A 23,822-nucleotide genomic window follows, 5' to 3' on the forward strand; every position below is an offset into this window, starting at 1 on the left:
CGCGACGTCACCGCGCTCGGAGCGCGTCAAAAATCTCCCGGTAATACAGGTGCGCCAGGAAATGGCCGCCGGGGCGCATATGCAGGACCGCGTCTGGTATGCGGCGAGCGAGTTCGGCAGGCCAGGCCGCCGGTACGTATTGATCCTCTGTTCCGCCCCAGACGTCCGCTGGCACTTCGAGATCCTCGGGCGCGAATTCCCACGGCGCGGTCATCACCCGGTACTCCTCTGTCATGCCGTCGGGTTGCCGCAGTGCTTCGTGGCACATGCGTGAGAAGCTCGCGTAGCCTTCTTCCCGGATCACGGCCGCGTCCGCCGCGCCGAGATCGCGTGCGGCCAGACGGCCGTACAGCGTGGGTGCCCAGCCCACGCCAATTCGCATTACCCGGAAGCATTGCCGCGCCACCCACGGCGCGCGCTGCGAAATTCTGCAGAAGAAGCGGTCGACCGCGGGCAGACATTCGAAAACTCCCGGCTCTGTGAGTGGCAGCGCCCCAGCGATGATCGCAACGCGGGTCACCCGCGGCCACAGGGCGTACCCGACCGCTGCCGCGTACTGGCCGCCCAAGGACCAGCCCATCGCGGCAAACCGTTCGACGCCGAGTTGGTCGAGCAGCTCCTCGACGTCGCGGGCCCAGCCCAAAATGGTGCGGCCGTGCTGCGCGTCGGACCGGCCGACGCCGGGCCGATCGGGAGAGATAAGGCGAACACCGGTGTCGTGAGCGACGCCCGCGGCCGCGGCAACGTCGAGCCGGCAGGCCAAGCCCCCGTGCGCGCTGACGACGGGGAACCCGCTTGGGTCGCCGTACTCCGCGTAGCTCAACAGCCGACCGCCGTGCAGTCGGACGACGTGGTCCGCGGAGTTTGCAATCGTCACCAGCAAAACTTGTCACACACGCCAGCGTTCACGGGCGCGAATGCACGTGGACGTTTCCGTGCCTCGAGCGTGCGGCAGCGCGCGCCGTCGGCCGATTGAAGCCGGGCAGCGACGGGAACAAAATCGCCACGCACCCCGTTGGCATGTTCGACAACTTGAGTGATCTAGGCTCAACTACGGCTTGACGGAGGCTCGGCCCTCGGAGCAGACTTGAGCCTGGTTCGCTCATTAGACCCAGCACCAAAAAATACGTAGTACACCAAGCAGGAGGAAACAACCATGGCTCGTGCGGTCGGAATCGACCTCGGGACCACCAACTCTGTCGTCGCGGTCCTGGAAGGTGGCGACCCCGTCGTCGTCGCGAATTCCGAGGGATCGCGCACCACACCGTCGGTCGTCGCGTTCGCACGCAACGGTGAGGTTCTGGTGGGCCAGCCGGCCAAGAACCAGGCGGTCACCAACGTCGACCGCACCATCCGGTCGGTCAAGCGCCAGATGGGCACGGACTGGTCGATCGAAATCGACGGCAAGAACTACACCGCGCCCGAGATCAGCGCGCGCATCTTGATGAAGCTCAAGCGCGACGCCGAGAGCTATCTCGGTGAGGACATCGCCGACGCGGTCATCACGGTGCCCGCGTACTTCAACGACGCGCAGCGCCAGGCCACCAAGGACGCCGGTCAGATCGCCGGCCTGAACGTGTTGCGCATCATCAACGAGCCCACCGCCGCGGCGCTGGCCTACGGGCTGGACAAGGCCGACAAGGAGCAGACAATCCTGGTCTTCGACCTCGGTGGCGGCACCTTTGACGTCTCGCTGCTGGAAATGGGCGAGGGCGTTGTCGAGGTGCGGGCTACCTCGGGCGACAACCACCTCGGAGGCGACGACTGGGATGACCGCATCGTCGAATGGCTGGTCGAAAAGTTCCGCGGCACTAGCGGCATCGACCTGACCAAGGACAAGATGGCGATGCAGCGGCTGCGCGAGGCCGCTGAGAAGGCCAAGATCGAGCTCTCGAGTTCGCAGAGCACCTCGATCAACCTGCCCTACATCACTGTCGACGCGGACAAGAACCCGCTGTTCCTCGACGAGCAGCTCACGCGCGCGGAGTTCCAGCGCATCACGCAGGACCTGCTCGACCGCACCCGCAAGCCGTTCCAGTCGGTGATCGCCGACGCCGGGATCTCGGTGGCCGACATCGACCACGTGGTGCTGGTGGGCGGGTCGACGCGGATGCCTGCGGTGAGCGACCTGGTCAAGGAAATGACCGGCGGCAAGGAGCCCAACAAGGGTGTGAACCCCGACGAGGTCGTCGCGGTGGGTGCTGCCCTTCAGGCCGGCGTGCTCAAGGGTGAGGTGAAAGACGTTCTGCTGCTTGACGTTACGCCGCTGAGTCTCGGTATCGAGACCAAGGGTGGCGTGATGACGAAGCTGATCGAGCGCAATACCACCATCCCCACCAAGCGGTCGGAGACCTTCACCACGGCCGACGACAACCAGCCGTCCGTGCAGATCCAGGTCTATCAGGGTGAGCGCGAAATGGCTTCGGCCAACAAACTGCTCGGCAGCTTCGAGCTGACCGGCATCGCGCCGGCGCCCCGTGGTGTGCCGCAGATCGAGGTCACGTTCGACATCGACGCCAACGGCATCGTGCACGTCACCGCCAAGGACAAGGGCACTGGCAAGGAGAACACGATCCGTATCCAGGAGGGCTCCGGCATCTCCAAGGAGGAGATCGACCGGATGGTCAAGGACGCCGAGGCGCATGCCGATGAGGACCGTAAGCGTCGCGAGGAGGCCGACGTCCGCAACCAGGCCGAAACGCTGGTCTACCAGACGGAGAAGTTCGTCAACGAACAGCGTGAGGCCGAAGGCGGGTCGAAGGTTCCCGAGGACACGCTCAACAAGGTCGAAGCCGCCGTGGCTGAGGCCAAGACGGCACTCGGTGGGTCCGACATCAACGCGATCAAGTCGGCCATGGAGAAGCTCGGCCAGGAGTCGCAGGCGCTGGGGCAGGCCATCTATGAGGCCACCCAGGCAGACCAGAACGCGGGCGGCAACGCCACCGGAAGCACTTCCGGTTCCGATGATGTGGTGGACGCTGAGGTCGTCGACGAGGCGGAGGAGAACAAGTGAGTTCGGGCGATCCTGCTCACGAACCCGTCGTCGTCACCGACAAGCGCCGCATCGACCCCGAAACCGGCGCTGTGCGGGAAGGCGCCCCGAGGCCGGCCCCAAGCGGGCCGGCTCCGGGGCCCTCGCCCGTCGAGACTGAGGAAGTAGCGGACCTGAAGGCCACGCTGCAGCGGGTCAAGGCGGAGTACGACAACTACCGAAAGCGCTCGATCCGCCAGGAGCAGCTTGCCGCCGAGCGCGCGAAGGCGTCCGTAGTTGTGCAGTTGCTCGGTGTGCTTGACGATTTCGATCGCGCGCGCAGCCACGGCGATCTCGAGGCGGGGCCGTTGAAGTCGGTGGCAGACAAGCTGACCACCGCGCTGGAGGGCCTCGGGCTCGAGGCGTTCGCCACCGAGGGAGACGAATTCGATCCGTCTCTGCACGAAGCCGTCATCCACGAGGGCGATGGCACCAAGCCTGTTGTAGGCAGCGTCATGCGGCGCGGCTACCGGCTGGGCGACCAGATCCTGCGTAATGCTCTTGTCGGCGTAGTGGACACCGTCGATGAGCCGCAAGAACCCGACGCGAATCCCGAAAACACACCAGAATCAGAAGAATCAACCAACTGACCCGCAGAAGGGGGTGACGCGCCATGGCCCAACGCGAATGGGTCGAGAAAGACTTCTACAAGGAGCTGGGCGTCTCCTCTGACGCTAAGCCGGCCGAGATCAAGAGCGCATACCGCAAGCTGGCTTCCGAGCTGCATCCCGACAAGAACCCGGACAACCCGACGGCTGCCGAACGCTTCAAGGCCGTGTCGGAGGCCTACAGCGTGCTCTCGGACGAAGCCAAGCGCAAAGAGTACGACGAGACCCGGCGGCTGTTCGCCGAGGGCGGCTTCGGCCGACGGCGCTTCTCTGGGGGCAACTTCGGCGGGTTCGGCGGCGCCGGCGACGGCGCGGAGTTCAACCTCAACGACCTGTTCGACTCCGCGGGCCAGACCGGCGGCGCGAACATCGGTGACCTCTTCGGAGGGCTGTTCGGCAGGGGTGCGCAACAGCCGCGGCCCAGCCGTCCTCGGCGGGGCAACGACCTCGAGACCGAGGCCGAGCTGGACTTCATCGAGGCCACCAAGGGCGTGGAGATGCCGCTGCGGCTCACCAGCCCAGCGCCCTGCACGAACTGTCACGGCAGCGGCGCGCGTCCAGGTACCAGCCCGAAGATCTGCACCACCTGCAACGGCTCGGGAGTGATCAGCCGCAATCAGGGCGCGTTCGGGTTCTCCGAGCCCTGTACCGATTGTCGCGGGACGGGTTCGATCATCGAGCACCCATGCCCCGAGTGCAAAGGCACTGGCGTGGCCACCCGCACCCGCACGATCAACGTGCGGATACCTCCGGGCGTGCAGGACGGCCAGAGAATCCGGCTGCCCGGTCAGGGCGAGGCGGGTCTGCGCGGGGCGCCCTCGGGTGACCTCTACGTCACCGTTCATGTGAAGCCGGACAACGTCTTCGGCCGCGACGGCGAGAACCTGACGGTCAACGTTCCGGTGAGCTTCACCGAATTAGCCTTGGGCACAACGCTTTCTGTCCCGACACTGGACGGCAAGGTCAATGTGCGGGTGCCGAAGGGGACCGCCGACGGGCGCATCCTGCGCGTGCGTGGCAGGGGAGTGCCCAAGCGGGACGGTGCAAGCGGTGACTTGTTGGTCACCGTCAAGGTCGCGGTGCCGCCCAACCTCGAGGGTGCAGCACTGGAGGCGCTGGAGAAGTACGCCGCCTCCGAGAAGGCCAGCGGCTTTGATCCGAGGGGCGGCTGGGCGGGGTCCCGATGAGCGACGACACCCACACCTTCTTGATCTCGGTGGCCGCGCAGCTGGCCGGCATGCACGCGCAGACCCTGCGCACGTATGACCGGCTCGGCCTCGTCACGCCGCGGCGCAGCACCGGCGGTGGCCGGCGCTATTCGCAACGCGACGTCGACCTGCTGCGCGAGGTGCAGCGGTTGTCCCAGGACGACGGGGTCAACCTCGCTGGCATCAAACGCATCATCGAGTTGACCAATCAGGTCGAGGCCCTGCAAGCGCGGTTGCGCGAACTCAGCGAGGAAGTCGAACAGCTGCGCGGCAATCAGCGTCGCGATGTCGCAGTCGTGCCGAAGTCCACGGCGATTGTGGTGTGGGAGCCGAGGCAACCGCGCCGCTCGCGGGGCCGATGAGCGCTCGCGCGAAGAGCGGACAGCACCGATGAGCGCTCGCGCGAAGAGCGGACAACACCGATGAGCGCTCCTGTTAGCTGGCGTGGATTGAGAATGTCGCAGTCGCGGGCTCGCCCTGGGTGGCAACGCGATACGTGCCGCGGCGCAACGAGTCGGTGGGCGCGCACATCGGCTCGAAGCAGATCACCTCGTCGTCGCTAGGCGAAAACACTTGCGCCGCACTGTAACCCTGGTCGAAATGCGCCTCGATGCGGCGGTCGCCACCGGAGATCGCGAAGACAGACCCGGGCTTGACCTCGTCGTAGCTTTCGTCGAAATACCTGGCGCCGAGTGTCTCCGTCGTCGCGGCGTGGTCCTCGGTCTCGCCGGTAGGAATCATCCACGAGTTGACCGGACAGAAGCGCATCGAAGGCAGCTCCATCTGCCATTCTCGCCGCGGCACGTCAGGGATCCGAAGATAGGGATGGAAGCCGAAACACAACGGTACGTCGGCTTTCGTCATCGGCGTCACCGTCGTCTTCACGGTCAGCGTCCGATCGGCCAGGGTGACGTCCATGCTTAACGCGTGTGGGAACGGGAAGCTCACCAGCAGCCGCGGAGTGCCGGCGTAATCGACCTCCGCGGTGAGCCGGTTCCCGGTGTGTTCGGTGACCTGCCAGCCCTCGTATGCGGCGAGGATGCCGTGGATGACCACGCCGTGCTGGTCAGTGCGCACCCCGCCGATGCCGGGCGTCAACGTCACGGCCGCCTTACCGACGCCATACGTGTTGGCGCTCAACCGGTTTGCCCACGGATAGAGGATCGGGATGCCCATCGTCCTGCCGGTGGTCATGTACGCGTGCAGGCCGCGCCGCTGGCCGAGCAGCTCGACGCCGTCGTCTGACAGCGAAGTGGCTACCATGCCGGCGCCCGGCACATAGGTGGCGGTCAGCGCGGACGACGGATCGTTGAGCGTGACAGTCTCCAACTGGGCCATCGTCGGATTGTGCCATAGATGCACACGCCGCCGGGCGCGAGTCAGCTCGTCGGGGGATCGTGTTGAATGTGTTCGGGCGGAGCGCCTTTGGCGATCAGCGCTTGTCGGGTCGCGGCGATCATCTTTGGGCCGCCGCTGATCAGGATCTGGCGGTCACCCCACGCGCCGTATCTGGTGACTACCTCGGGCAGCCGCCCTGTCTGGCGGACGTGCAGCCCGCGCGGAGGCTGGACGTCCGGGTAATCCGCGACCCACGGGGGGTCGGCTTTGTACTCAGAAACCGGGGTGACCGACAGCCACGGATTCCCCGCCGCAATCTCCCACAGCGTCCGCAGATCGTAGAGCTCCGACGGGTACCGGGCGCCGAAGAAGAGGTGAACCCTGGGGTTTTCACCAAATCGGGCCAGGTCCATGATCAGGGTGCGCAGCGGGGCGAGGCCCGTGCTGCCCGCCACCATCAGCACGTCGGCGCCGGTGCGGTCGATCTCCATGGCGCCGTGCGGCGCCGAGAGCTTCCATCGGTCTCCCTGCCGTGTCTCGCCGACGATCGCCGTGCTGACCATGCCGCCCAGGACCGCGCGGACGTGGAATTCGATGTCACCGTCCGCAGTGGCAGGTATCGCAGGGCTGAGATACCGCCAGCTCGTCGGGCACTGCGGGATCTCCACGTTGACGTACTGCCCGGGGTGGTAGTCCATGGGCCGGTTCAGCCGCAGCCGCACGACGGCGAGATCCCGCGATACCCGATGGTGCTCGACGACGGTCCCCTCCCACCAGCCCGGCCCGGTTTCGGCGTCGGCTGCGCCACTCATCACGCCGACGATCAGTGCGAGGGCCTCTCGCGCCGCGGTGTCGAGGGCCGAATCCCATCGGTCGCCGAGATGGGTACGGAAACTGGTGTACAGCGCCTCCTGCATGGCTTGGTAATGCTCTTGTCCCACACCATATTTGCGATGGTCACGGCCGAGCTGAGCGAGAAAGGCGACGGGCTCCTGGACGTGTTGGGCAATGAACTCGCCGAACACCCACCACAGGGCATGGCCAAACGTCGCCCGCTGTGCGCCCATGTCCGGGGGAAACAGGTCGCGAATGGACGGCTCGATGGCGAACCAGCGGTTGTAGAACTGGCTTACCAGCTGGTTGTCGGCAGACGGGGGGTCAAGCGCGTCGCGCAGTACCCGCAGCGCGTCGCGATCCTCCAGTCCCACGCTCGCCGATTGTAGGTCGCTTGTCAGCGGTTCAGATCAGGCCGTGAATGCCCTTGTAAAGCACGAGCAGACCGATCACCACGAGAATGGCGGCCACCAGTGCCGCATTGTGCCGCTCCATCCAGTCCTTCAGCTTGGCCAGCGGCTCGTCCAGCCGGTCGCCGGACACCGCGTACGCAAGCACCGGAAGAGCGACCGATGACGCCGCCACGGCGACGAAGTACACCACGGCAAGCCACACGGTGGGAAAACCGAGTCCCTCCGTGCCGATCGCCAAACCCGCTGCAGCGCAGATGAATAGGACCTTCGGATTGACCACCGCAAGCAACGCACCATAGAGGCCCGCCCTCCCGGGCGTGACGTCGGTGAGCTGCCGCATCCACCCCGGCATGTGGGCCGATCGGTTCCTGGTCAGCCACCGGAACGTGCCGAACACGATCAGAGCTGCGCCAACGACGACCCTCAACCACGACGCCCACGTCGGGGGGTTGTCGAGATCGCCGACCAGATCGGACAGCTCCACGAAGATGGCCGTGATCGCGGTGAGCGCGACGACCCAGCCGAGGAGGTACATCAGCGCCGCGGGTCGAGCATTCGGAGAGTGCAGGACCAGGACCGCAGGGATGATCGACAGCGGAGAGAGGGTGATCACGGCGGCCAGCGGAATCAGTTCGGTGAGAATGCTGCTCCAGCTTCCGGCCACTGCCGAATCCTCGCATCCGGAGCGGACTTCCGGAGGCTATTTTCTTGTGATGTCGTAGCCGCAGGCCTTCCACGTGTCGTCCTTGCGGACGAACTCGAGCGTCATCGGCGCGTCGACGCCAATCAAGTCGTCGGCGCCGAGTTCGTGCAGCAGGGAGAAAGGCACGTCCTTGCAGCTGTAGCGTTTCAGCGCGTCGTCGTCGTTACGGTTCTCCGCAGTCTCGATACCAGTGATCACCGCACGGATCTGCTCTTCGTCGGATGGTTGGCTGTACATCGCGATCACGATGGCCGCCGTCGCCGCGGCGGCAACCACAGCGACCACCAAGGCGATGATCAGAAATGATCGTCGACTGCTGGGTGGCGGGTTCGTGTGCACACACCTACGTTGCCCTATCTCATTGCTGACTAAAGACATTGGCGGCGATAGGCAGAATTGTTTAGCGCAGGCGCACTTAGCCGGTATTGTCCACCGCGTTGACCGGCGGCCGTTGGCGGCCGCGGGCGATCGAGAACGGGGACGTCATGCGGACTGCGCGGAGCAAACCGATCGTTGCACTGCTACTGGTGCTTTCGCTGGCGATGATGACGGTCTCGTGCACCAAGAACGACAAGCCAGCAGAGCAGACGCCCAAGCCGCCAGAGGCCGGGGTCAACGCCGGTCCCGACGGTCACCCTGTCCCGTTCAGGGAACCTGTGCGGCTGTCCAGCAAGGATGGCGTGCTCGAAGTCCGGTTGTCCGCACACCAGGGCACGGTCAACCTCGACACCGTCAAGGAGCCGGTCACGAACTTCCTGGTGTACGGCTACGAGGTCATCAAGGGCACGAGCTCGGACGGGTCCACCAAGGGCGACAACATGTATCCGGCGCCGACGTTGCGAGCCGACCCCGGTGAGCGGCTCATCGTTCATTACGACAACGACCTGCAGGGCCTGACGATTGCGGATTTCAACAACCCGACCTACACACCTACCGGCGCTGAAGTACCGCTCTATCCGCCGGCAATGACGTCGGTGCCGCTGAACCTGCACACCCACGGACTGCATGTCAGCCCGTCCGGCAACGCGGACAATGTCCTGCTGAACATCCCCGCCGGGCAGGGCAATACCTACGATTACGAGCTGCCGAAAGACCTGCCGCAGGGCCTGTATTGGTACCACAGCCATCGCCACATGCTGACGGCGCAGCAGACCTATCTCGGCCTGGCCGGCCTGTTGGAGATCGGGCGCCCCGACGGCAACCTGCCGCTGGTGACGAAGAACAGCATCCCGATCCGGGACATGGCGCTGCAGTACAACTTCGTGTTCGACCGTAAGGGCGGCAGCCACCAGCTGAACAATCCCTACTGGGAGCAGTGGGTCAACACCCTCAAGCCGCCAGTAGGCAACGAAGTCGCAGACGGCACGTACCCCACGAACCTCGCTCCGGTGAACTTCTCGCAGAGCGCTAAAGACACTCAGTTCGTGACGAACTGGTACGCGGGGCCGCTGTCGCCGCAGAACAAGCGCGGCGGTAACCAGTTCATTCCGACCAATTTGCAGAGTTTCACCAGCCCGACGCTCAACGTGCCGGCCAACCCTGCGCTGCCGGACAACCAACGCGACGTGCAGTTCACCGTGAACGGGCTGTTCCAGCCCGAACTCAAGATGAAGCCGGGGCAGACCGAAATCTGGGTCTTAGCCAACATCAGCGACATCGCGTACATGCCAGTGGTTTTGACCGAGACCGCGACTGGCAACCACCCGAAGTTCTCGATCGTCGGCCAGGACGGCAACCCCTACACTCGTGTCGAGCGGCCGGTCGGCGGCGACGACTCGCTTCTGTTCATACCGCCCGCGTCGCGCTTCGCGATCGCGGTGACGATGCCCAAGACCGGCGATCTGGTGGTCGAGATGCCGCCGATGAAGGACGGCAAGCCGAGGACGAGTCAGGCTGTGCTGTATACGAACAACGGCAACAAGAATCCGCCGGGCGTGCTCGGAGACCTGACCATCGACCCGAAGTTCGTCAGCTACGCCGACGGGTTCTTCGCTTACCCGACCCAGGTCCTCATGCGTGCCAAGCCGGACAGCGGCGAGGGGCAGACCACCGCCTTTGACCCAGGCATGGATTTGAGCTCAGGAAACTCGTTCAGGGACGACTCGGTGCTGACGCCGGACGTGACGCGTGAGCTCAAGATCGGCGGCGGCTTCGGCAACAACTACGCGAGCAAGAGTGATCCGCGGGCCTTCAACTATCAGTTCGACGACAACGTCTTTCCCAACATCCCGTTGGTCCAGCCACGGCTGGACAGCATGGAAGAGTGGAAGATAACGAACTTCAACAACGACGGCCACCCAATGCACATCCACGTGAACGACTTTCAAGTCACTCAGGTCGTGGATCCGATCGCCAAAACCACGTTCGGGCCGGAGATGTTCAGCGTCGACAACGCGAACGTGCCTCCGCCCGTGGTCGATAAGGACGACAACCCACTCGATCCCGCATCGCTGACGCTGCGTACCGAGTTCGAGGAGTTCGGCGGCACGTACGTCATTCACTGCCACCGCCTCAACCACGAGGACAACGGCTTGATGGCGACCATCAACGTCATCCCGGCGGTGTCGACGTACGCGGTGGCTATCCCGGGCTCCAAAGGCAAACCCGCGACGGTGCAGGTGCTTGACGGCAACGGGGACAAGGTGGTCGCCAATGTGACGCCGTTCCCGGCGTTCGAAGGTACGCCATCAGTGGCGATGGCCGATGTCGACGGCGACCAAATCCTCGATCTCGTCGTCGGCAGCGGCCCCGGTGTGTCTCCGGAGATCGTTGTCTACAGCGGCGCGGCGTCGAAGGGCCCGTTCCCGTTCAGGTCTGAGATCGCCAGGTTCGCGCCTTTGGACGCCAATTTCAAAGGCGGTGTCAACGTCGCCGGCGCCCACATCGACGGAAACGCGGTGAGAGACAACATCATCGTGGGATCCGGACCCGGCATGGAATCGCAGGTGACCGTGTTCTCCACGAAGCTGCCCGACGTGGGGAAGGCACCAGACGTGTTTTCCAGCTTCAAGCCGTATCCCGGATCGCAGAACGGCGTCACCGTGGCCACCGGCCTGGTCAGCTACGAGCAGGGCAGGCAGAACATCATCACGGCGCCCGGTCCGGGGGAACCAGCACGGATAAAGGTCTTCCACTACGACCTTTTCAACCCGACCGACAAGGCGGTGGCCAACGGCGCCGCCAAGAAAGACGGTCCCGGTGATCCCACGAAGACGGCCGAGCTCCTCGCCTATGACGAGGGGTACACCAAGGGAATCTCGCTGACGACGGGATGGGTTGCCGCACAAGAGGGCGGCGCACAGAGCATCGTCACGGGCCAACTCGCAGACAAGGGCACTGTCCGCGTGTGGTCCTCGGGCTCCCGGCTGGACGGCGCTCCCGTGATGTACACACACAGTCCGGATATGCAGCACGGCGACGTGATGTTCCGGCAGACAGCGTCGTTCGAACCGTTCGCCGGTGCGACTCCCGGTGTAGCGGTGGCGACCACCAGCACCACGGCCACCGCCGAACTGCTGGTCAGCGGCATCGGACCCCAAGGCGGCGAGGTCAGAAAGTACGACTTCGCGCGCCCCGCACCCGACGCGAACACGTTGGCGCCCAAGCAGTTAATTGCATTGCCACCGATTCCCGGCTTAACCGGCGCAGCGCCTGTGGGCGGACGTTAGTGCAGATGCATGATCTCGATCGTGAGGACGTAGAAAAACGCCGCCCACAACACAAAGGCCACAACCACGATCGCGACCCCGCGTAGGTTGGTCTTCTGGTCGGCCGAGGGACTCAACCACTTCTTGAGCAACGGGTTGACGTAGAACGGCATCGTCACGTACGTCATCGTGAAGCTGGACAGCAGGTTCCCCAGCAGCATGCCCGCCCATAACGGCAGCTTGAGCGGAAACGTCAACAGCGACAGGAAAACAACAGTCGGGTACAGGCCCACCCACACGGCGATCGACGTCTTGACGTCCGATGGGGGCTTCGCGTTGGTCCCACTGTCGTCGAACGCGAACCAGTTGCCGAACGAGCTGTCGACGGTGTGCAACTGGAAGTCATTGAACCTGTTGCCTTCTGCCAGTAGCTTCTTTCGCTCGTCGGATGTGAGCCAGGCGTCCAGATCCGCGGCTGTCTGGTAGCGGTACATCGCCGTCCACTTGTCCTGCACGCCATCGATCGGCCGGAACAACTCGGTTCCGCGGTAACCGCTGAAGGCGCTCTCCGCCTCCTCGAGCCGACGTTGCCACGCAAGGAATTCGTCGACATCGGCCGAGTCGACGTTGTGTGTCACCACGACCGTCACCAGCTCATCGCTGGGCTTTCCCGCGCCGTGCAGCACTTCCTGCGTGAGCGGCCCGTCGAAGAACTGGCTGCCACCCTTCATGCGCTCTTGCCGTGTGGCGCTGTTGATCCAGGCCGCCACGTTGGCGATCGAGTCGAAGCGGTAGACGACGACCCATTCCTTCTGCATACCGGTGGGTGCGTTGACCTCGGCGGCGATGAATCCTGGGTAGTGCGACGCGGCCTCGTTGAGCTCGTGCTGCCACTTGATGAATGCGTCTTCACATCCAGCGCGGACGCGTTGGCCAATGAGAACCGTTGCGGCGTTGTCGTCCATCGCCACTCAGGTCGCCGGGATCAGCCGGGCGGTGCTCAGCGCCGCGTAGATCCGCTCGGGAGTCAGCGGCAGGGAGCGGTAGCGTACCCCGGAGGCGTCCTGAAGCGCGTTCGCTAGCGCGGGCGCGACCGTGTTGACGCAGAATTCGGCGATACCTTTGGCGCGATTCGGCCCAAACGAATCGTTGGACTCGACGACAAGCACCTCGGTGCGCGGGATGTCGGCGTAGGTGGGGATGCGGTATTGGCGCAGTGACGGATTCATCATCACGCCGTCGGCGGCGACGTGGAAGTTCTCCGTCAGTGTGAACCCGATGCCCTGTGCGACACCGCCCTCGATCTGACCACGGACCTGTTCGGGGTTAATCACGATGCCTGGGTCGACGGCCTGCACGCTGTAGAGGATGCGGATCTCGCCGGTGATGCGATGCACCGCGATGCGGAATCCGTGCGCGTTGGCGGTCACACTGCGTGGCGAACCGTACGCCTTGCGGGCCTCGGTCAGGCGAAACCCTCGATCGCGTGCCACCTCGACGACATCTGTCAACGACAGGCGGGTGCCGTCACAGACGACGCCGTCGTCGTCGAGCGTGCAGTCGGCCGCCGCCACGCCGGTGTGACTTGAAGCGAGCGCGAGGATGTGGTCTCGTAGCGCGCCGGATGCCCTCAGAACAGCGTTGCCGGAGACGAACAGGCCCGCGCTCGCGAAGGCGCCGGTGTCGAAACCGTTTCGGTCGGTGTCCGACTGCACGAGATGTATCCGCGCGGGGGTCGTCCCGAGCTGATTGGCGGCGATCTGCACGTGCGCGGTCGACGTGCCTTCGCCGAATTCCACAGTGCCGACAGCGATTTCGTATATGCCGTCGTCGCGCAGGGTGGCCCAGCACTCCGAGACGTGATCCGTCGGCGGCGCGGTCTCGTGGATGCAGCACGCGGTGCCGGTGCCGAGCAGCCAGTGCTCACCAGGCGGTGCGCCGTCCGTCTGTTGGCGTAGTGCGTTATCCACGAGGTCGATGCACTTGCCCATTGTGTCCTCGCTGAAGGACACGTCGTCGGGATGCTCACCGATGGCGAGCAATGCGTCACCGGGCCGAATGATGTTGCGGCGGCGCAACTCCATCGGATCCATGTTCAGTGCGAGCGCGAGTTCGTGCATCGCGGACTCGACGGCGAAGGCGGGCTGCGTCATGCCGTAGCCGCGCAGCGCTCCGCTCGGCACCGTGTTCGTGTACACCGCATACCCATCGAATTTCTTGTTCGGGCAACGGTAGAGCATGATCGCAGCGCCGCCCGCGAACAGCGTCTCACCGCCGTGATTGCCGTACGCGCCGGTGTTGGACACGTTGCGGAACTGGAACGCGGTCAGCGTGCCGTCGGCGCGCGCGCCGAGTTTGACGGTGATCTTCATCGGATGACGAGGAGAGGCGGTGGTGAACTCCTCTTCACGCGTGTATTCCCACGACACGGGGCGGCCGGTATCGAGGGTCGCGAGTGCAGGCAGGTCTTCCGAGATCACCTCCTGCTTGCCGCCAAACCCGCCGCCGACTCGTTTGCAGAAGACCCGCAGTTCATCGGGCCGCAGGCTGAAAAGGTGCGACAGCTTCAGTTTCGCCACCGAAGGCGACTGCGAGCTCGTGCGCACGTTCAGCCGCCCGTCTTCCATCCAGGCGATCGACCCGTGCGTCTCCAGATGCGCATGCTGCACGCGCGGCGAAAAATACGTTCCTTCGTGGATGACGTCAGCCTCCGCGAAACCCTTTTCGACATCCCCGATGTTGCCGTGCAACTCGAGCAGGATGTTGCGGACCTTGTCGTGGGCGAAAGGGTCCTCGTAGGTGTGCAGCTGCGGGGCGCCGGGTGCCATCGCCTCTTCGGGGTCGAAAACGGCTGGCAGAAGCTCGTATTCGACGACGACCTGGCGGCAACCCTCCTCGGCCGCGCCGATGGAGTCGGCGAGCACCGCGACCACGCGTTGGCCGGCGAAGCGCACCACGTTGTCGAGCATGTACGTGTCGTCGGGGTCGACGAGGTGGTCGGTGTGGATCGCCGTGCTGTACCGCCTCCGGGGAACGTCTTCCCACGTGTACACCCGATGCACACCAGGCACCGCGAGCGCGGCCGACTTGTCGATGGAGACGATGCGCGCATGCGCATGCGGCGAATGCAGCACCTTCAGGTGCAGCATCCCGTCCATGTGGGTGTCCATCGTGTATTCGGCACGGCCGGTGACGATATCGGTTGCTGCGGGTGCGCCGACGCTGGTCCCGATGACGTTGCCTGGCGTTGCCTCCTCGATCGCGGCCTTGCCGTGGATGGCGTCCTCGATCGCGCGGTATCCGGTGCAGCGGCACAGGTTTCCCTTTAGGGCGCGAGGCAGGTTCATCTTCTGTTCGTCGGTGAAGGTTGCTGACGTCATGATCATTCCGGCGGTGCAGAAGCCGCACTGGAAGCCCGGCGCGTCGCGGAACTGCCGCTGCATGGGATGCATGTTGTCCGGCGACCCAAGCCCCTCGATCGTGGTCACCTCACGCCCGTCGGCGCGGAACGCCGGTGTGATGCAACTATGGACGGGCTTTCCGTCGAGCCACACCGTGCAGGCACCGCAATCGCCTGAGTCGCAGCCCTTTTTGACGCCGAAATGCCCGAGGTCGCGCATGAAAGTGCGCAGGCACTGCCCTGGCCGCGGCTCCTCGCTGAAGATCTTGCCGTTCACGGTGTACGTCACAAGCGGCCCCCCAACTCAACGCGGATTTCTTCGGCATAGTGCTTCGCGAGGTGGCGGCGGTGATCGGGTGTGCCGTTGGGATCGGCGAACCACACCTCGTCAGGCAGCGCATCGATTCTGTGCTGCAACGTGTCTTCGTCGGGAACGCTGTCGAACGCGAGCCGGATCGGGTGGGTGGTGCCCGCCGTGATCGTCAGCAACATGTCGTCGCCGTCAGGGTCTTGCGTCGCGATCATGAAGATCGTCGAGCGGCCCATGTGCGTCAGCGTGAACCTGCGGTGGATGTGCCGCTTGCGCAGTGCGGCGGCCGGTATGTGGATGTCGCGCAGTACTTCACCGGGCGCGAGGACGTTCTGGTTATCGCCGGTGACGAAATCGATTGCGGCGACTGTGCGTTCGGATCCATCGGCGGCCCACAGCCGGTAGGTGGCATCCAGCGCGGTCGTCAACGTGATCATCGGCCCGGCGGGAAGCGACATGCAGATGTTGCCGCCGACCGTGGCCGAGTACCAGATCTTGAACGACGCCAGGAACGCTTCACAGCTGTAACGGATCACCGGTCCGGCGCGCCAGCCGTCGGGCACGTTGAAGGTGTAGAGGTCGTGGATGGTGGTCATCGCGCCGATCGTCAGCCCGGCGTCGCCGGCCTCCAGGTGATTCCACCCGAGCGGAGCCAGGTCGATCAGGCGACGAAGATGCGGTTGCTTGTCGGAGAACAGCCAGGTCCCCCCGGCAAGCCAGGCGTCGCCTGGTCGCCATTCAGTACTGGGACGGTCAGGCGGTCGGCGGACGATGTCCGCAACGGTATTGATGTCCAAAACTATCGGCCTTCCGGGGATTTGAGATGTCATCAATGCAGTTCGGCAGCGGCGGCGACGTGCTGACTGTAGGTCAAGGCGGCGCACCGCGGACGCGAATTGGTCCCGACCCGCCGACTCCCGCAGCAGTTCATCAGAAATTATCCAAACTTGAGCGGAACAGACTCAACCTTGACGGCGTTGAATATCGCGACAAGCATTTTCGCCAACCACTCCTTCGACGAAAGGGAGGAATCAAGTCGTGGATTCGTTCAACCCGACCACGAAGACTCAGGCGGCGTTGACCGCGGCTCTGCAGGCGGCCACGGCTGCCGGGAACCCGCAGATCACGCCCGCCCATTTGTTGATGGCGTTGCTCACGCAGAACGACGGCATCGCCGCCCCGCTGCTCGAGGCCGTCGGCGTCGAGCCCGCAACCATCCGGACAGAGGTCGAACGCCTTCTCGCCCGGCTGCCCAGCGCGTCCGGCTCCAGCTCGCAGCCGCAGCTGTCACCCGAGTCGATCACCGCGATCACCACAGCACAGCAGCTCGCCACCGAAATGGACGACGAGTACGTCTCCACTGAGCACCTGCTGGTGGGCCTGGCCACTGGGCAGGGGGACGTCGCCAAGCTGCTCACCAACCACGGCGCGTCACCGCAGGCGTTGCGTGACGCGTTCACCAAGGTCCGCGGCAGCGGCCGCGTCACCAGCCCCGACCCCGAGGGCACTTACCAGGCGCTGGAAAAGTACTCCACCGACCTGACCGCGCTCGCCAAAGAGGGCAAACTCGACCCAGTCATCGGGCGCGACAACGAGATTCGTCGTGTCGTGCAGGTGCTGAGTCGACGCACCAAGAACAACCCGGTGCTGATCGGCGAGCCCGGCGTTGGCAAGACGGCCATCGTCGAGGGCCTCGCGCAGCGCATCGTCGCAGGCGACGTGCCGGAAAGCCTGCGCGACAAGACAATCGTCTCGCTGGACCTCGGCTCCATGGTGGCGGGCAGCAAGTACCGCGGCGAGTTCGAGGAGCGGCTCAAGGCCGTGCTCGACGACATCAAGAACTCCGCCGGGCAGATCATCACGTTCATCGACGAGCTGCACACGATCGTCGGCGCCGGAGCGACCGGTGAGGGCGCGATGGACGCAGGCAACATGATCAAGCCGATGCTGGCCCGCGGCGAGCTGCGGCTGGTCGGCGCGACCACGCTCGACGAGTACCGCAAGCACATCGAGAAGGACGCCGCGCTGGAGCGCCGGTTTCAGCAGGTGTTCGTTGGCGAGCCGTCGGTCGAGGACACCGTCGGCATCCTGCGCGGCCTGAAGGAGCGCTACGAGGTGCACCACGGCGTGCGGATCACCGACTCCGCGCTGGTGGCCGCTGCGACACTGTCCGACCGCTACATCACGTCGCGTTTCCTGCCTGACAAGGCCATCGACCTGGTCGACGAGGCCGCGTCCCGGCTGCGCATGGAGATCGACTCCCGGCCGGTCGAGATCGACGAGGTCGAGCGGCTGGTGCGCCGGCTGGAGATCGAGGAGATGGCGCTGGAGAAGGAGTCTGACGACGCGTCGGCGGACCGGCTGGAGAAGCTGCGTGCCGAACTCGCCGACCTGAAGGAGAAGCTCACCGAGCTCACTACCCGCTGGCAGAACGAGAAGAACGCGATCGAGATCGTCCGCGACCTCAAGGAGCAGCTGGACACGCTGCGCCAAGAGTCCGAGCGGGCCGAGCGCGACGGCGACCTGGCCAAGGCGGCCGAGCTGCGCTACGGGCGCATCCCCGAGGTCGAGAAGCAACTCGACGCCGCGCTGCCGCAGGCCGAGGCGCAACAAGCCGTGATGCTGAAAGAGGAGGTCGGGCCCGACGACATCGCCGAAGTGGTGTCCGCGTGGACCGGCATCCCGGCAGGCCGGATGCTCGAGGGCGAGACCGCCAAGCTGCTGCGGATGGAAGACGAGCTGGGCCGTCGCGTCATCGGGCAGAAGAAGGCCGTGATCGCGGTGTCGGATGCGGTGCGCCGCAGTCGTGCCGGGATCGCCGACCCCAACCGGCCGACGGGCTCGTTCCTGTTCCTCGGCCCCACCGGCGTCGGCAAGACCGAGCTGGCCAAGGCGCTGGCCGACTTCCTGTTCGACGACGAGCGCGCGATGGTGCGCATCGACATGAGCGAGTACGGCGAGAAGCACTCGGTGGCTCGCCTGGTCGGCGCTCCTCCCGGGTACATCGGCTACGACCAGGGCGGGCAGCTGACCGAAGCGGTACGGCGACGGCCGTACACCGTCGTCTTGTTCGACGAGGTCGAAAAGGCCCACCCGGACGTGTTCGACGTGCTCCTGCAGGTGCTCGACGAGGGCCGGCTCACCGACGGGCAGGGCCGAACGGTCGACTTCCGCAACACCATCCTCATCCTGACGTCCAACCTGGGGTCGGGCGGCAGCAAGGAGCAGGTGATGGCCGCGGTGCGCTCGACGTTCAAACCCGAGTTCATCAACCGTCTCGATGACGTGCTGATCTTCGACGGGCTGAACCCCGAGGAGCTCGTGCAGATCGTCGACATCCAGCTCGAGCAGCTGCAAAAGCGGCTGTCGCAGCGCCGCCTGCAGCTCGAGGTGTCGCTCCCGGCGAAGAAGTGGCTGGCCGAGCGCGGATTCGACCCCGTGTACGGCGCGCGCCCGCTGCGTCGGCTGGTGCAGCAGGCCATCGGCGATCAGCTGGCCAAGATGTTGCTGTCCGGCGAGGTCCACGACGGGGACACCGTGCCCGTCAATGTCAGCGCGGACGGCGACAGCCTGACGCTGGGTTAACCCGGGCGCCGAGCAGACGCGGAATCGCACAACACCACGTCGGGTAATGCGATTCCGCGTCTTCTCGCGCTCGTGATCCGGATGTGACTCGCTTGAGTTCGGGCATCGCTACCTACAGCAGATAGGCTGGACGTCTCATGATCCCGCTTTGGTTCACGCTGTCCGCGCTCTGTTTCGTGAGCGCGGCCGTGCTCCTGTACGTCGACCTCGACAAGAAGCACAATCACGGGCGGCGTCGCAGGTCGTGGGCCCGCTCGCACGGGTTCGACTACGAGCCCGAGTCGGCGGACATCATGGACCGCTGGAAGCGCGGCGTGATGTCCACGGTCGGAGATGTCCCAGCCCGCAACGTCGTGCTCGGCCAGATCCGGGGCGAGGCCGTTTATATCTTCGACCTCGAAGACGTAGCGACCGTGATCGCGCTGCACCGCAAGGTCGGCACCAACGTCGTGATGGACCTGCGCCTCAAGGGTCTCAAGGAGCCTCGCGAGAACGATGTCTGGCTGCTCGGTGCGATCGGCCCCCGGATGGTGTACTCCACCAATCTCGACGCGGCCCGTCGCGCCTGTGACCGCCGCATGGTGACCTTCGCCCACACCGCTCCCGACTGCGCGGAGATCATGTGGAACGAGCAGAACTGGACGCTGGTCAGCATGCCCATCACCAGTACCCGCGCCGAGTGGGACGAGGGCCTGCGCACTGTCCGGCAATTCAACGACCTGCTGCGGGTGCTGCCGCCCCTACAGAAGGCGGCCGCCGGGCAGCCGGCCCCGCGCCGCAACGGCGCGCCCAGCAGGCCGATTGCCCCGCAGGCCGAGCTGCCGCCGCCGACTAGCCGTATCCCGCAAGCGCGGGGCCAGGAGCCAGGGCGCGCGCAACCGCAGCCACAACCGCAGCCGCAACCCGAGCCGATCCGTCGTCCCCCGCAGACCCGCGCCGGGCGGCCTGGGCGCAGCTATCAGCAGTAGCGCCGTGGCCCCACCTGAGACGGTGTTCATCACCGGGGCCGCTCGTGGGATCGGGCTGGCGCTCGTGCGCAGGTTCGCCGCGGCCGGATGCAGCGTCGGCGCGGTGGACGTCGCCGAGAGTGGCCTGGCCTCGTTGAACAGCGAGGCGGCGCAACGTGGGTGGTCGGTGCGGACATCGGTCATGGACGTCACCGACATCGATGCCTGGTCCGAGGTGCTGCACGAATTCGTAAGCCAAACAGGCAAACTCGATGTGCTTGTGAACAACGCGGGGGTGCTGGCGGCAGGGCAGTTCGCCGAGATCCCGCCGGCTCGTCACCGGCAGTTGGTGGACGTGAACGTCACCGGCGTGATGTTCGGTTGCCACGCGGCGTTCCCGTATCTGCGTGACACCCCCGGAGCGCGCGTGCTCAACATGTGTTCGGCGTCAGCGATCTACGGCCAGGCCGAGCTGGCGTCCTACAGCGCAACGAAATTCGCAGTCCGTGGCCTGACCGAGGCGCTGGAGGTGGAATGGCAGCCCCATGACATCGCAGTCCTCGCGTTGTGGCCACTGTTCGTCGACACCGAACTGCTCACGGGCGTCGTGACGGGCACCACCGAATCGCTGGGCATCCGTCTGACCCCCGACGACGTCGCCGACGCGGCGTGGCGCTCGCTGCACCGGAAATCACGAGTCCCCAAAGTGCATTTCCCGGTGGGGAGTCAAACCAGGGTGGCGTATCACCTTGCGCAAGTCTCGCCTGCGTGGGCGACGCGAATGGTCAACAAGCGGATGGCACGCTGAGCCTTGCGTGCCTCGATTGCGGCGATCTCAGTTGCCTTTCTCGTCGCCGGGTGTTCGACCCCCGAGAGCCAGCCGCCTCCCTACGGCGCCGCCACCGCGAAGGTCGGTGAGTCGATGGCGCTGCTCGGATGGAACATGTCGATCTCGCACCTGCGCTGGGAGGCCGGACACGTGCTCGTCGACGTTGACGCGGCGCCGTCCGACAAGAACAAACCGCACGCAAAGCCCGAGGACATCCGGTTCGGCTTGTATGGCGCGCTGGCCCACCCGATCGAGTCCGACGGCCTGGGCAGTTGCGGCAACGTCACGTCGTTGGACATCACACCGCTGTCCGCACCGAACCCGGATCGGCTCACGGGCACGGTATGCCTTGGGCCGCAAGAGAATCAAAGCGCGGTGCGCGGCATCTACGCGTATTCACCGCGCGACCGGATCGCAGGCACCGTCGCGGCGTATCCCGTCGCGTTCCCTGTCGGCCTGCTGCCGACCAACAGAAACGACACCGGCATCACGATCAAGACATCGAGCGTCGAGGCCTGGCGCTCCGACGGCGCGGTCATCAGCCAGCCGTCGCTCGGTGATCCGTCGGTGTTCAACGGGAACGGGTACATGCTGCTCGGTGTCGACATCGCGGCGATAAAGGCGGAGTACGCCGACGAATCGGCGCAACGCGGGGGGCCGCTGATGCTGTTGATCACGCCCACGCTCCCTGCAGCCAAGTCGCTGTCGAAAGCCTGCACCGCGTACGGCTCGTCACTGCTGGTGCTGCCGGACGCCACACTCGACGCCGTCCGGGTCGCGGCATCGCTGTGCAGTCAGGGCGACATCAACGAGGCGCTGCTCTATGCGACGCTGTCCGTGGTCGGCACACACGCCGGGGTGTGGGTCAGCAGGAACTGACGACGTGGTATCGATGGTGGGTGGTCACGACACACCCGGCAATCACAGCCGTCCCCGGAACACCCAATCTGCTGCTCGGCGGCTACGACCTTGCGACGGTCGGCTACCAGGCGAAGGAATTCTTCGTCTCGGGCACAGCGACGTCCTACTCGCAGGACGGGGACTGGCAGGACGGGGACTGGAATGCCAACCCGTCCGGCGAGGCGGAATACACCACGCGGTTCGTTGTTCTGACGCCAACCGATGACGCCGCATTCAACGGCACGGTCATCGTCGAGTGGCTCAACGTCAGTGGCGGCATCGACGCGCCCGCCGTGTGGATGATGGCGCACCGCGAGGTCGTCCGCGCGGGATACGCATACGTCTGCGTCTCGACTCAGAGGGTGGGGATAGAGGGCGGCGGCGATAACATCACCGGCTTCGATATGTCGCTGAAAACCCAGGATCTACAACGTTATTCAAGCCTGAGTCACCCCGGAGACGACTTCGCCTACGATATCTTCACCCAGGCCGGCCGACTAGCCCGGGACGGCGGCAACAATGGCCTCTTGGGTGCCCTGAATCCGGAATACGTTCTGGCGGTGGGAGAATCGCAGTCGGCGATCTTTTTGACAACGTACGTCAATCTCGTCGACCCGATCGCCAAGGTCTACGACGGCATCCTTGTCCACTCGCGGTTCGGCCCCGCGGCCCCGCTGGACGGCAACTCGGTTCTCGACCTGGAGGGGGTGAAAGCGCTCACCGCCGTTCCGTTTCGGCCAGACCCGCGAGTCCCAGTGATCACCATCCTCACCGAGACAGATCTGCTCGACGGCGTGCTGCCCGGCTACGTGACGGCCAGGATTGAAGACAACGAGCGGTTCCGCGCCTGGGAGATCCCGGGCGCCGCCCACGCCGACACCTACACGATCAAACTGGGTTTCACCGACAGCGGTTCTTTGCCGCTCGACCAGCTTGCCGAAGGCTTCGCACCCACGCGCGAGCTGATGGGCCAGCAGCTGGCCTACTCGATCAATTTCGCGCCTCAGCATCACTACGTGGTGCAGGCGGCGATCGCAGGCCTGCACGACTGGGTCCGCACCGGCGAGGCCGCGTCCGCCGCGGCACCGATCACCCTGACCGAGGCCGACCCGCGCGGTTTCGTGCTCGACGCCAACGGGGTCGCCGAGGGCGGCGTCCGCACACCGTGGGTCGACGTCCCGATCGCGAGGACATCGGGCCTGGCCGACGGCGACAACCCGCTGACGGTGCTGTTCGGTTCTGGCGAGATGCTCGACGGACAGACACTTGCCCGGCTCTACCCCGGCGGCTCGGCCGACTACGTCGCACGCTTCACCGAGGCACTCGATCGCGCGATCGAGGCGGGGTTCATCATCGCTGCCGACCGCGAGGAGATCATTGCCCTTGCGGCCGTAGCTTTTCGGGGCATTCCCGACTCAGAGTGACTGATCCCGCCGGTCCCACCGAGTGGGGTGCCGAATCAACCGGCGTCGGGCCATGGCAGGGACCGCCGCCCGACGATCCTCGCTTCGACCCGGATCTGCTGCGCAACGGTGACCGCCGCAACGTCGTCGACGCATATCGCTACTGGACTCGCGAGGCGATCATCGCCGACATCGACCGCCGACGGCACCCGCTGCACGTCGCGATCGAGAACTTCGGCCATGACGCGAACATCGGAGGGGTGGTGCGCACCGCGAACGCGTTCGCCGTCGACACGGTCCACATCGTCGGCAGACGGCGCTGGAACCGGCGCGGCGCGATGGTCACCGACCGCTATCAGCGCCTGCGGCACCATGACACGACGGCTGAGCTGGTGGCGCACGCCCACGGCGCCGGGCTTACCGTAGTCGCCGTGGACAACGTGACGGGCTCGGTCCGGCTCGAAGAGACGTCCCTGCCGCGTGCCTGCCTCCTGTTGTTCGGGCAGGAAGGGCCCGGCATCACGGACGAGGCGCGCGAGGCCGCGACCCTGACGGTTTCGGTCGCGCAGTTCGGCTCGACCCGAAGCATCAATGCGTCGGTCGCCGCCGGAATCGCGATGCACGCATGGATCCGTCAGCACGCCGACATGTCGCGGGCCTGGTAAC

The 23,822-nt window shown here is 65.4% G+C and carries 19 protein-coding genes; 11 read left to right on the plus strand and 8 right to left on the minus strand.

Features of this window, described 5'->3' with window-relative positions; translation table 11 throughout:
* Nucleotides 1-7 precede the first annotated feature (7 nt).
* Nucleotides 8-877 carry an alpha/beta fold hydrolase gene (locus QOH60_RS11390; protein ID WP_526420245.1) on the minus strand — a complete coding sequence of 290 codons (870 nt, stop codon included), beginning with the start codon at nt 875-877 and terminating at the stop codon, nt 8-10.
* 279 nt (nt 878-1,156) lie between these two features.
* On the opposite strand from QOH60_RS11390, the gene dnaK reads away from it, so the two are divergent.
* From dnaK to QOH60_RS11410, 4 genes are read left to right on the plus strand one after another with little or no spacing between them, the layout of a single operon-like run.
* The gene (gene dnaK, locus QOH60_RS11395) at nt 1,157-3,013 is read left to right on the plus strand and encodes a molecular chaperone DnaK (protein ID WP_526420247.1); all 1,857 of its coding nucleotides are present in this window, start codon (nt 1,157-1,159) and stop codon (nt 3,011-3,013) included.
* A complete protein-coding gene (gene grpE / locus QOH60_RS11400) occupies nt 3,010-3,621 on the plus strand; it encodes a nucleotide exchange factor GrpE (protein WP_526420249.1) in 612 nt (203 codons plus the stop codon). Before dnaK ends, grpE begins: the two co-directional genes overlap by 4 nt.
* 23 nt (nt 3,622-3,644) lie before the next feature.
* Nucleotides 3,645-4,826, plus strand: coding sequence for a molecular chaperone DnaJ (gene dnaJ, locus QOH60_RS11405; protein ID WP_526420251.1), 1,182 nt, complete (start codon nt 3,645-3,647; stop codon nt 4,824-4,826).
* On the plus strand, nt 4,823-5,209 hold the full coding sequence (locus tag QOH60_RS11410) for a heat shock protein transcriptional repressor HspR (RefSeq protein WP_526420253.1): 387 nt from the start codon (nt 4,823-4,825) through the stop codon (nt 5,207-5,209). The genes dnaJ and QOH60_RS11410 overlap by 4 nt, the downstream gene beginning before the upstream one ends.
* Nucleotides 5,210-5,282: 73 nt before the next feature.
* Here QOH60_RS11410 and QOH60_RS11415 read toward each other — a convergent pair whose 3' ends face one another.
* The 4 genes from QOH60_RS11415 to QOH60_RS11430 are packed head-to-tail and all read right to left on the minus strand — an operon-like array spanning nt 5,283 to nt 8,474.
* The gene (locus tag QOH60_RS11415) at nt 5,283-6,185 is read right to left on the minus strand and encodes an aldose 1-epimerase (protein ID WP_526420255.1); all 903 of its coding nucleotides are present in this window, start codon (nt 6,183-6,185) and stop codon (nt 5,283-5,285) included.
* Nucleotides 6,186-6,226: 41 nt separating this feature from the next.
* Nucleotides 6,227-7,393, minus strand: a complete 1,167-nt coding sequence (locus QOH60_RS11420) for an FAD-binding oxidoreductase (protein WP_526420257.1) — start codon at nt 7,391-7,393, stop codon at nt 6,227-6,229.
* 31 nt (nt 7,394-7,424) lie between these two features.
* Nucleotides 7,425-8,096: a GAP family protein gene (locus tag QOH60_RS11425; RefSeq protein WP_526420259.1), complete on the minus strand. Its 672-nt coding sequence runs from the start codon at nt 8,094-8,096 to the stop codon at nt 7,425-7,427.
* 36 nt (nt 8,097-8,132) lie between these two features.
* Nucleotides 8,133-8,474 (minus strand): Rv0361 family membrane protein, encoded by a 342-nt coding sequence (locus tag QOH60_RS11430; RefSeq protein WP_526420261.1) that lies wholly within the window; start codon nt 8,472-8,474, stop codon nt 8,133-8,135.
* Nucleotides 8,475-8,620: 146 nt separating this feature from the next.
* On the opposite strand from QOH60_RS11430, the gene QOH60_RS11435 reads away from it, so the two are divergent.
* Complete coding sequence (locus QOH60_RS11435; protein ID WP_526420263.1) at nt 8,621-11,803, plus strand: multicopper oxidase family protein; 3,183 nt, start codon at nt 8,621-8,623, stop codon at nt 11,801-11,803.
* On the opposite strand, the gene QOH60_RS11440 is transcribed toward QOH60_RS11435, so the two are convergent.
* From QOH60_RS11440 to QOH60_RS11450, 3 genes are read right to left on the minus strand one after another with little or no spacing between them, the layout of a single operon-like run.
* Nucleotides 11,800-12,747: an antibiotic biosynthesis monooxygenase gene (locus QOH60_RS11440; protein WP_526420265.1), complete on the minus strand. Its 948-nt coding sequence runs from the start codon at nt 12,745-12,747 to the stop codon at nt 11,800-11,802. The genes QOH60_RS11435 and QOH60_RS11440 overlap by 4 nt on opposite strands.
* A gap of 6 nt (nt 12,748-12,753) precedes the next feature.
* On the minus strand, nt 12,754-15,471 hold the full coding sequence (locus tag QOH60_RS11445) for a molybdopterin-dependent oxidoreductase (protein WP_526420267.1): 2,718 nt from the start codon (nt 15,469-15,471) through the stop codon (nt 12,754-12,756).
* A complete protein-coding gene (locus tag QOH60_RS11450) occupies nt 15,468-16,289 on the minus strand; it encodes an FAD binding domain-containing protein (RefSeq protein ID WP_526420314.1) in 822 nt (273 codons plus the stop codon). The genes QOH60_RS11445 and QOH60_RS11450 overlap by 4 nt, the downstream gene beginning before the upstream one ends.
* 241 nt (nt 16,290-16,530) lie before the next feature.
* Between QOH60_RS11450 and clpB the strand changes: the two genes are divergently transcribed.
* From clpB to QOH60_RS11480, 6 genes are all read left to right on the plus strand, one after another.
* Entirely contained in the window at nt 16,531-19,077 is a 2,547-nt protein-coding gene (gene clpB, locus QOH60_RS11455) for an ATP-dependent chaperone ClpB (RefSeq protein WP_526420269.1), read from the plus strand.
* Between the two features lie 137 nt (nt 19,078-19,214).
* Nucleotides 19,215-20,045: a trehalose monomycolate transport factor TtfA gene (ttfA, locus tag QOH60_RS11460; protein ID WP_526420271.1), complete on the plus strand. Its 831-nt coding sequence runs from the start codon at nt 19,215-19,217 to the stop codon at nt 20,043-20,045.
* A 4-nt stretch (nt 20,046-20,049) separates the two neighbouring features.
* The gene (locus tag QOH60_RS11465) at nt 20,050-20,832 is read left to right on the plus strand and encodes an SDR family oxidoreductase (RefSeq protein ID WP_526420273.1); all 783 of its coding nucleotides are present in this window, start codon (nt 20,050-20,052) and stop codon (nt 20,830-20,832) included.
* Between the two features lie 3 nt (nt 20,833-20,835).
* The gene (locus QOH60_RS11470; protein WP_526420275.1) at nt 20,836-21,732 is read left to right on the plus strand and encodes a hypothetical protein; all 897 of its coding nucleotides are present in this window, start codon (nt 20,836-20,838) and stop codon (nt 21,730-21,732) included.
* Nucleotides 21,733-21,752: 20 nt separating this feature from the next.
* Nucleotides 21,753-23,177 carry an alpha/beta hydrolase domain-containing protein gene (locus tag QOH60_RS11475; RefSeq protein ID WP_526420316.1) on the plus strand — a complete coding sequence of 475 codons (1,425 nt, stop codon included), beginning with the start codon at nt 21,753-21,755 and terminating at the stop codon, nt 23,175-23,177.
* On the plus strand, nt 23,174-23,821 hold the full coding sequence (locus QOH60_RS11480) for a TrmH family RNA methyltransferase (protein ID WP_526420277.1): 648 nt from the start codon (nt 23,174-23,176) through the stop codon (nt 23,819-23,821). Before QOH60_RS11475 ends, QOH60_RS11480 begins: the two co-directional genes overlap by 4 nt.
* Nucleotide 23,822: the final 1 nt, after the last annotated feature.

It is taken from the genome of Mycobacterium sp., from assembly GCF_032159765.1.
In the GTDB taxonomy this organism is placed as follows: domain Bacteria; phylum Actinomycetota; class Actinomycetes; order Mycobacteriales; family Mycobacteriaceae; genus Mycobacterium.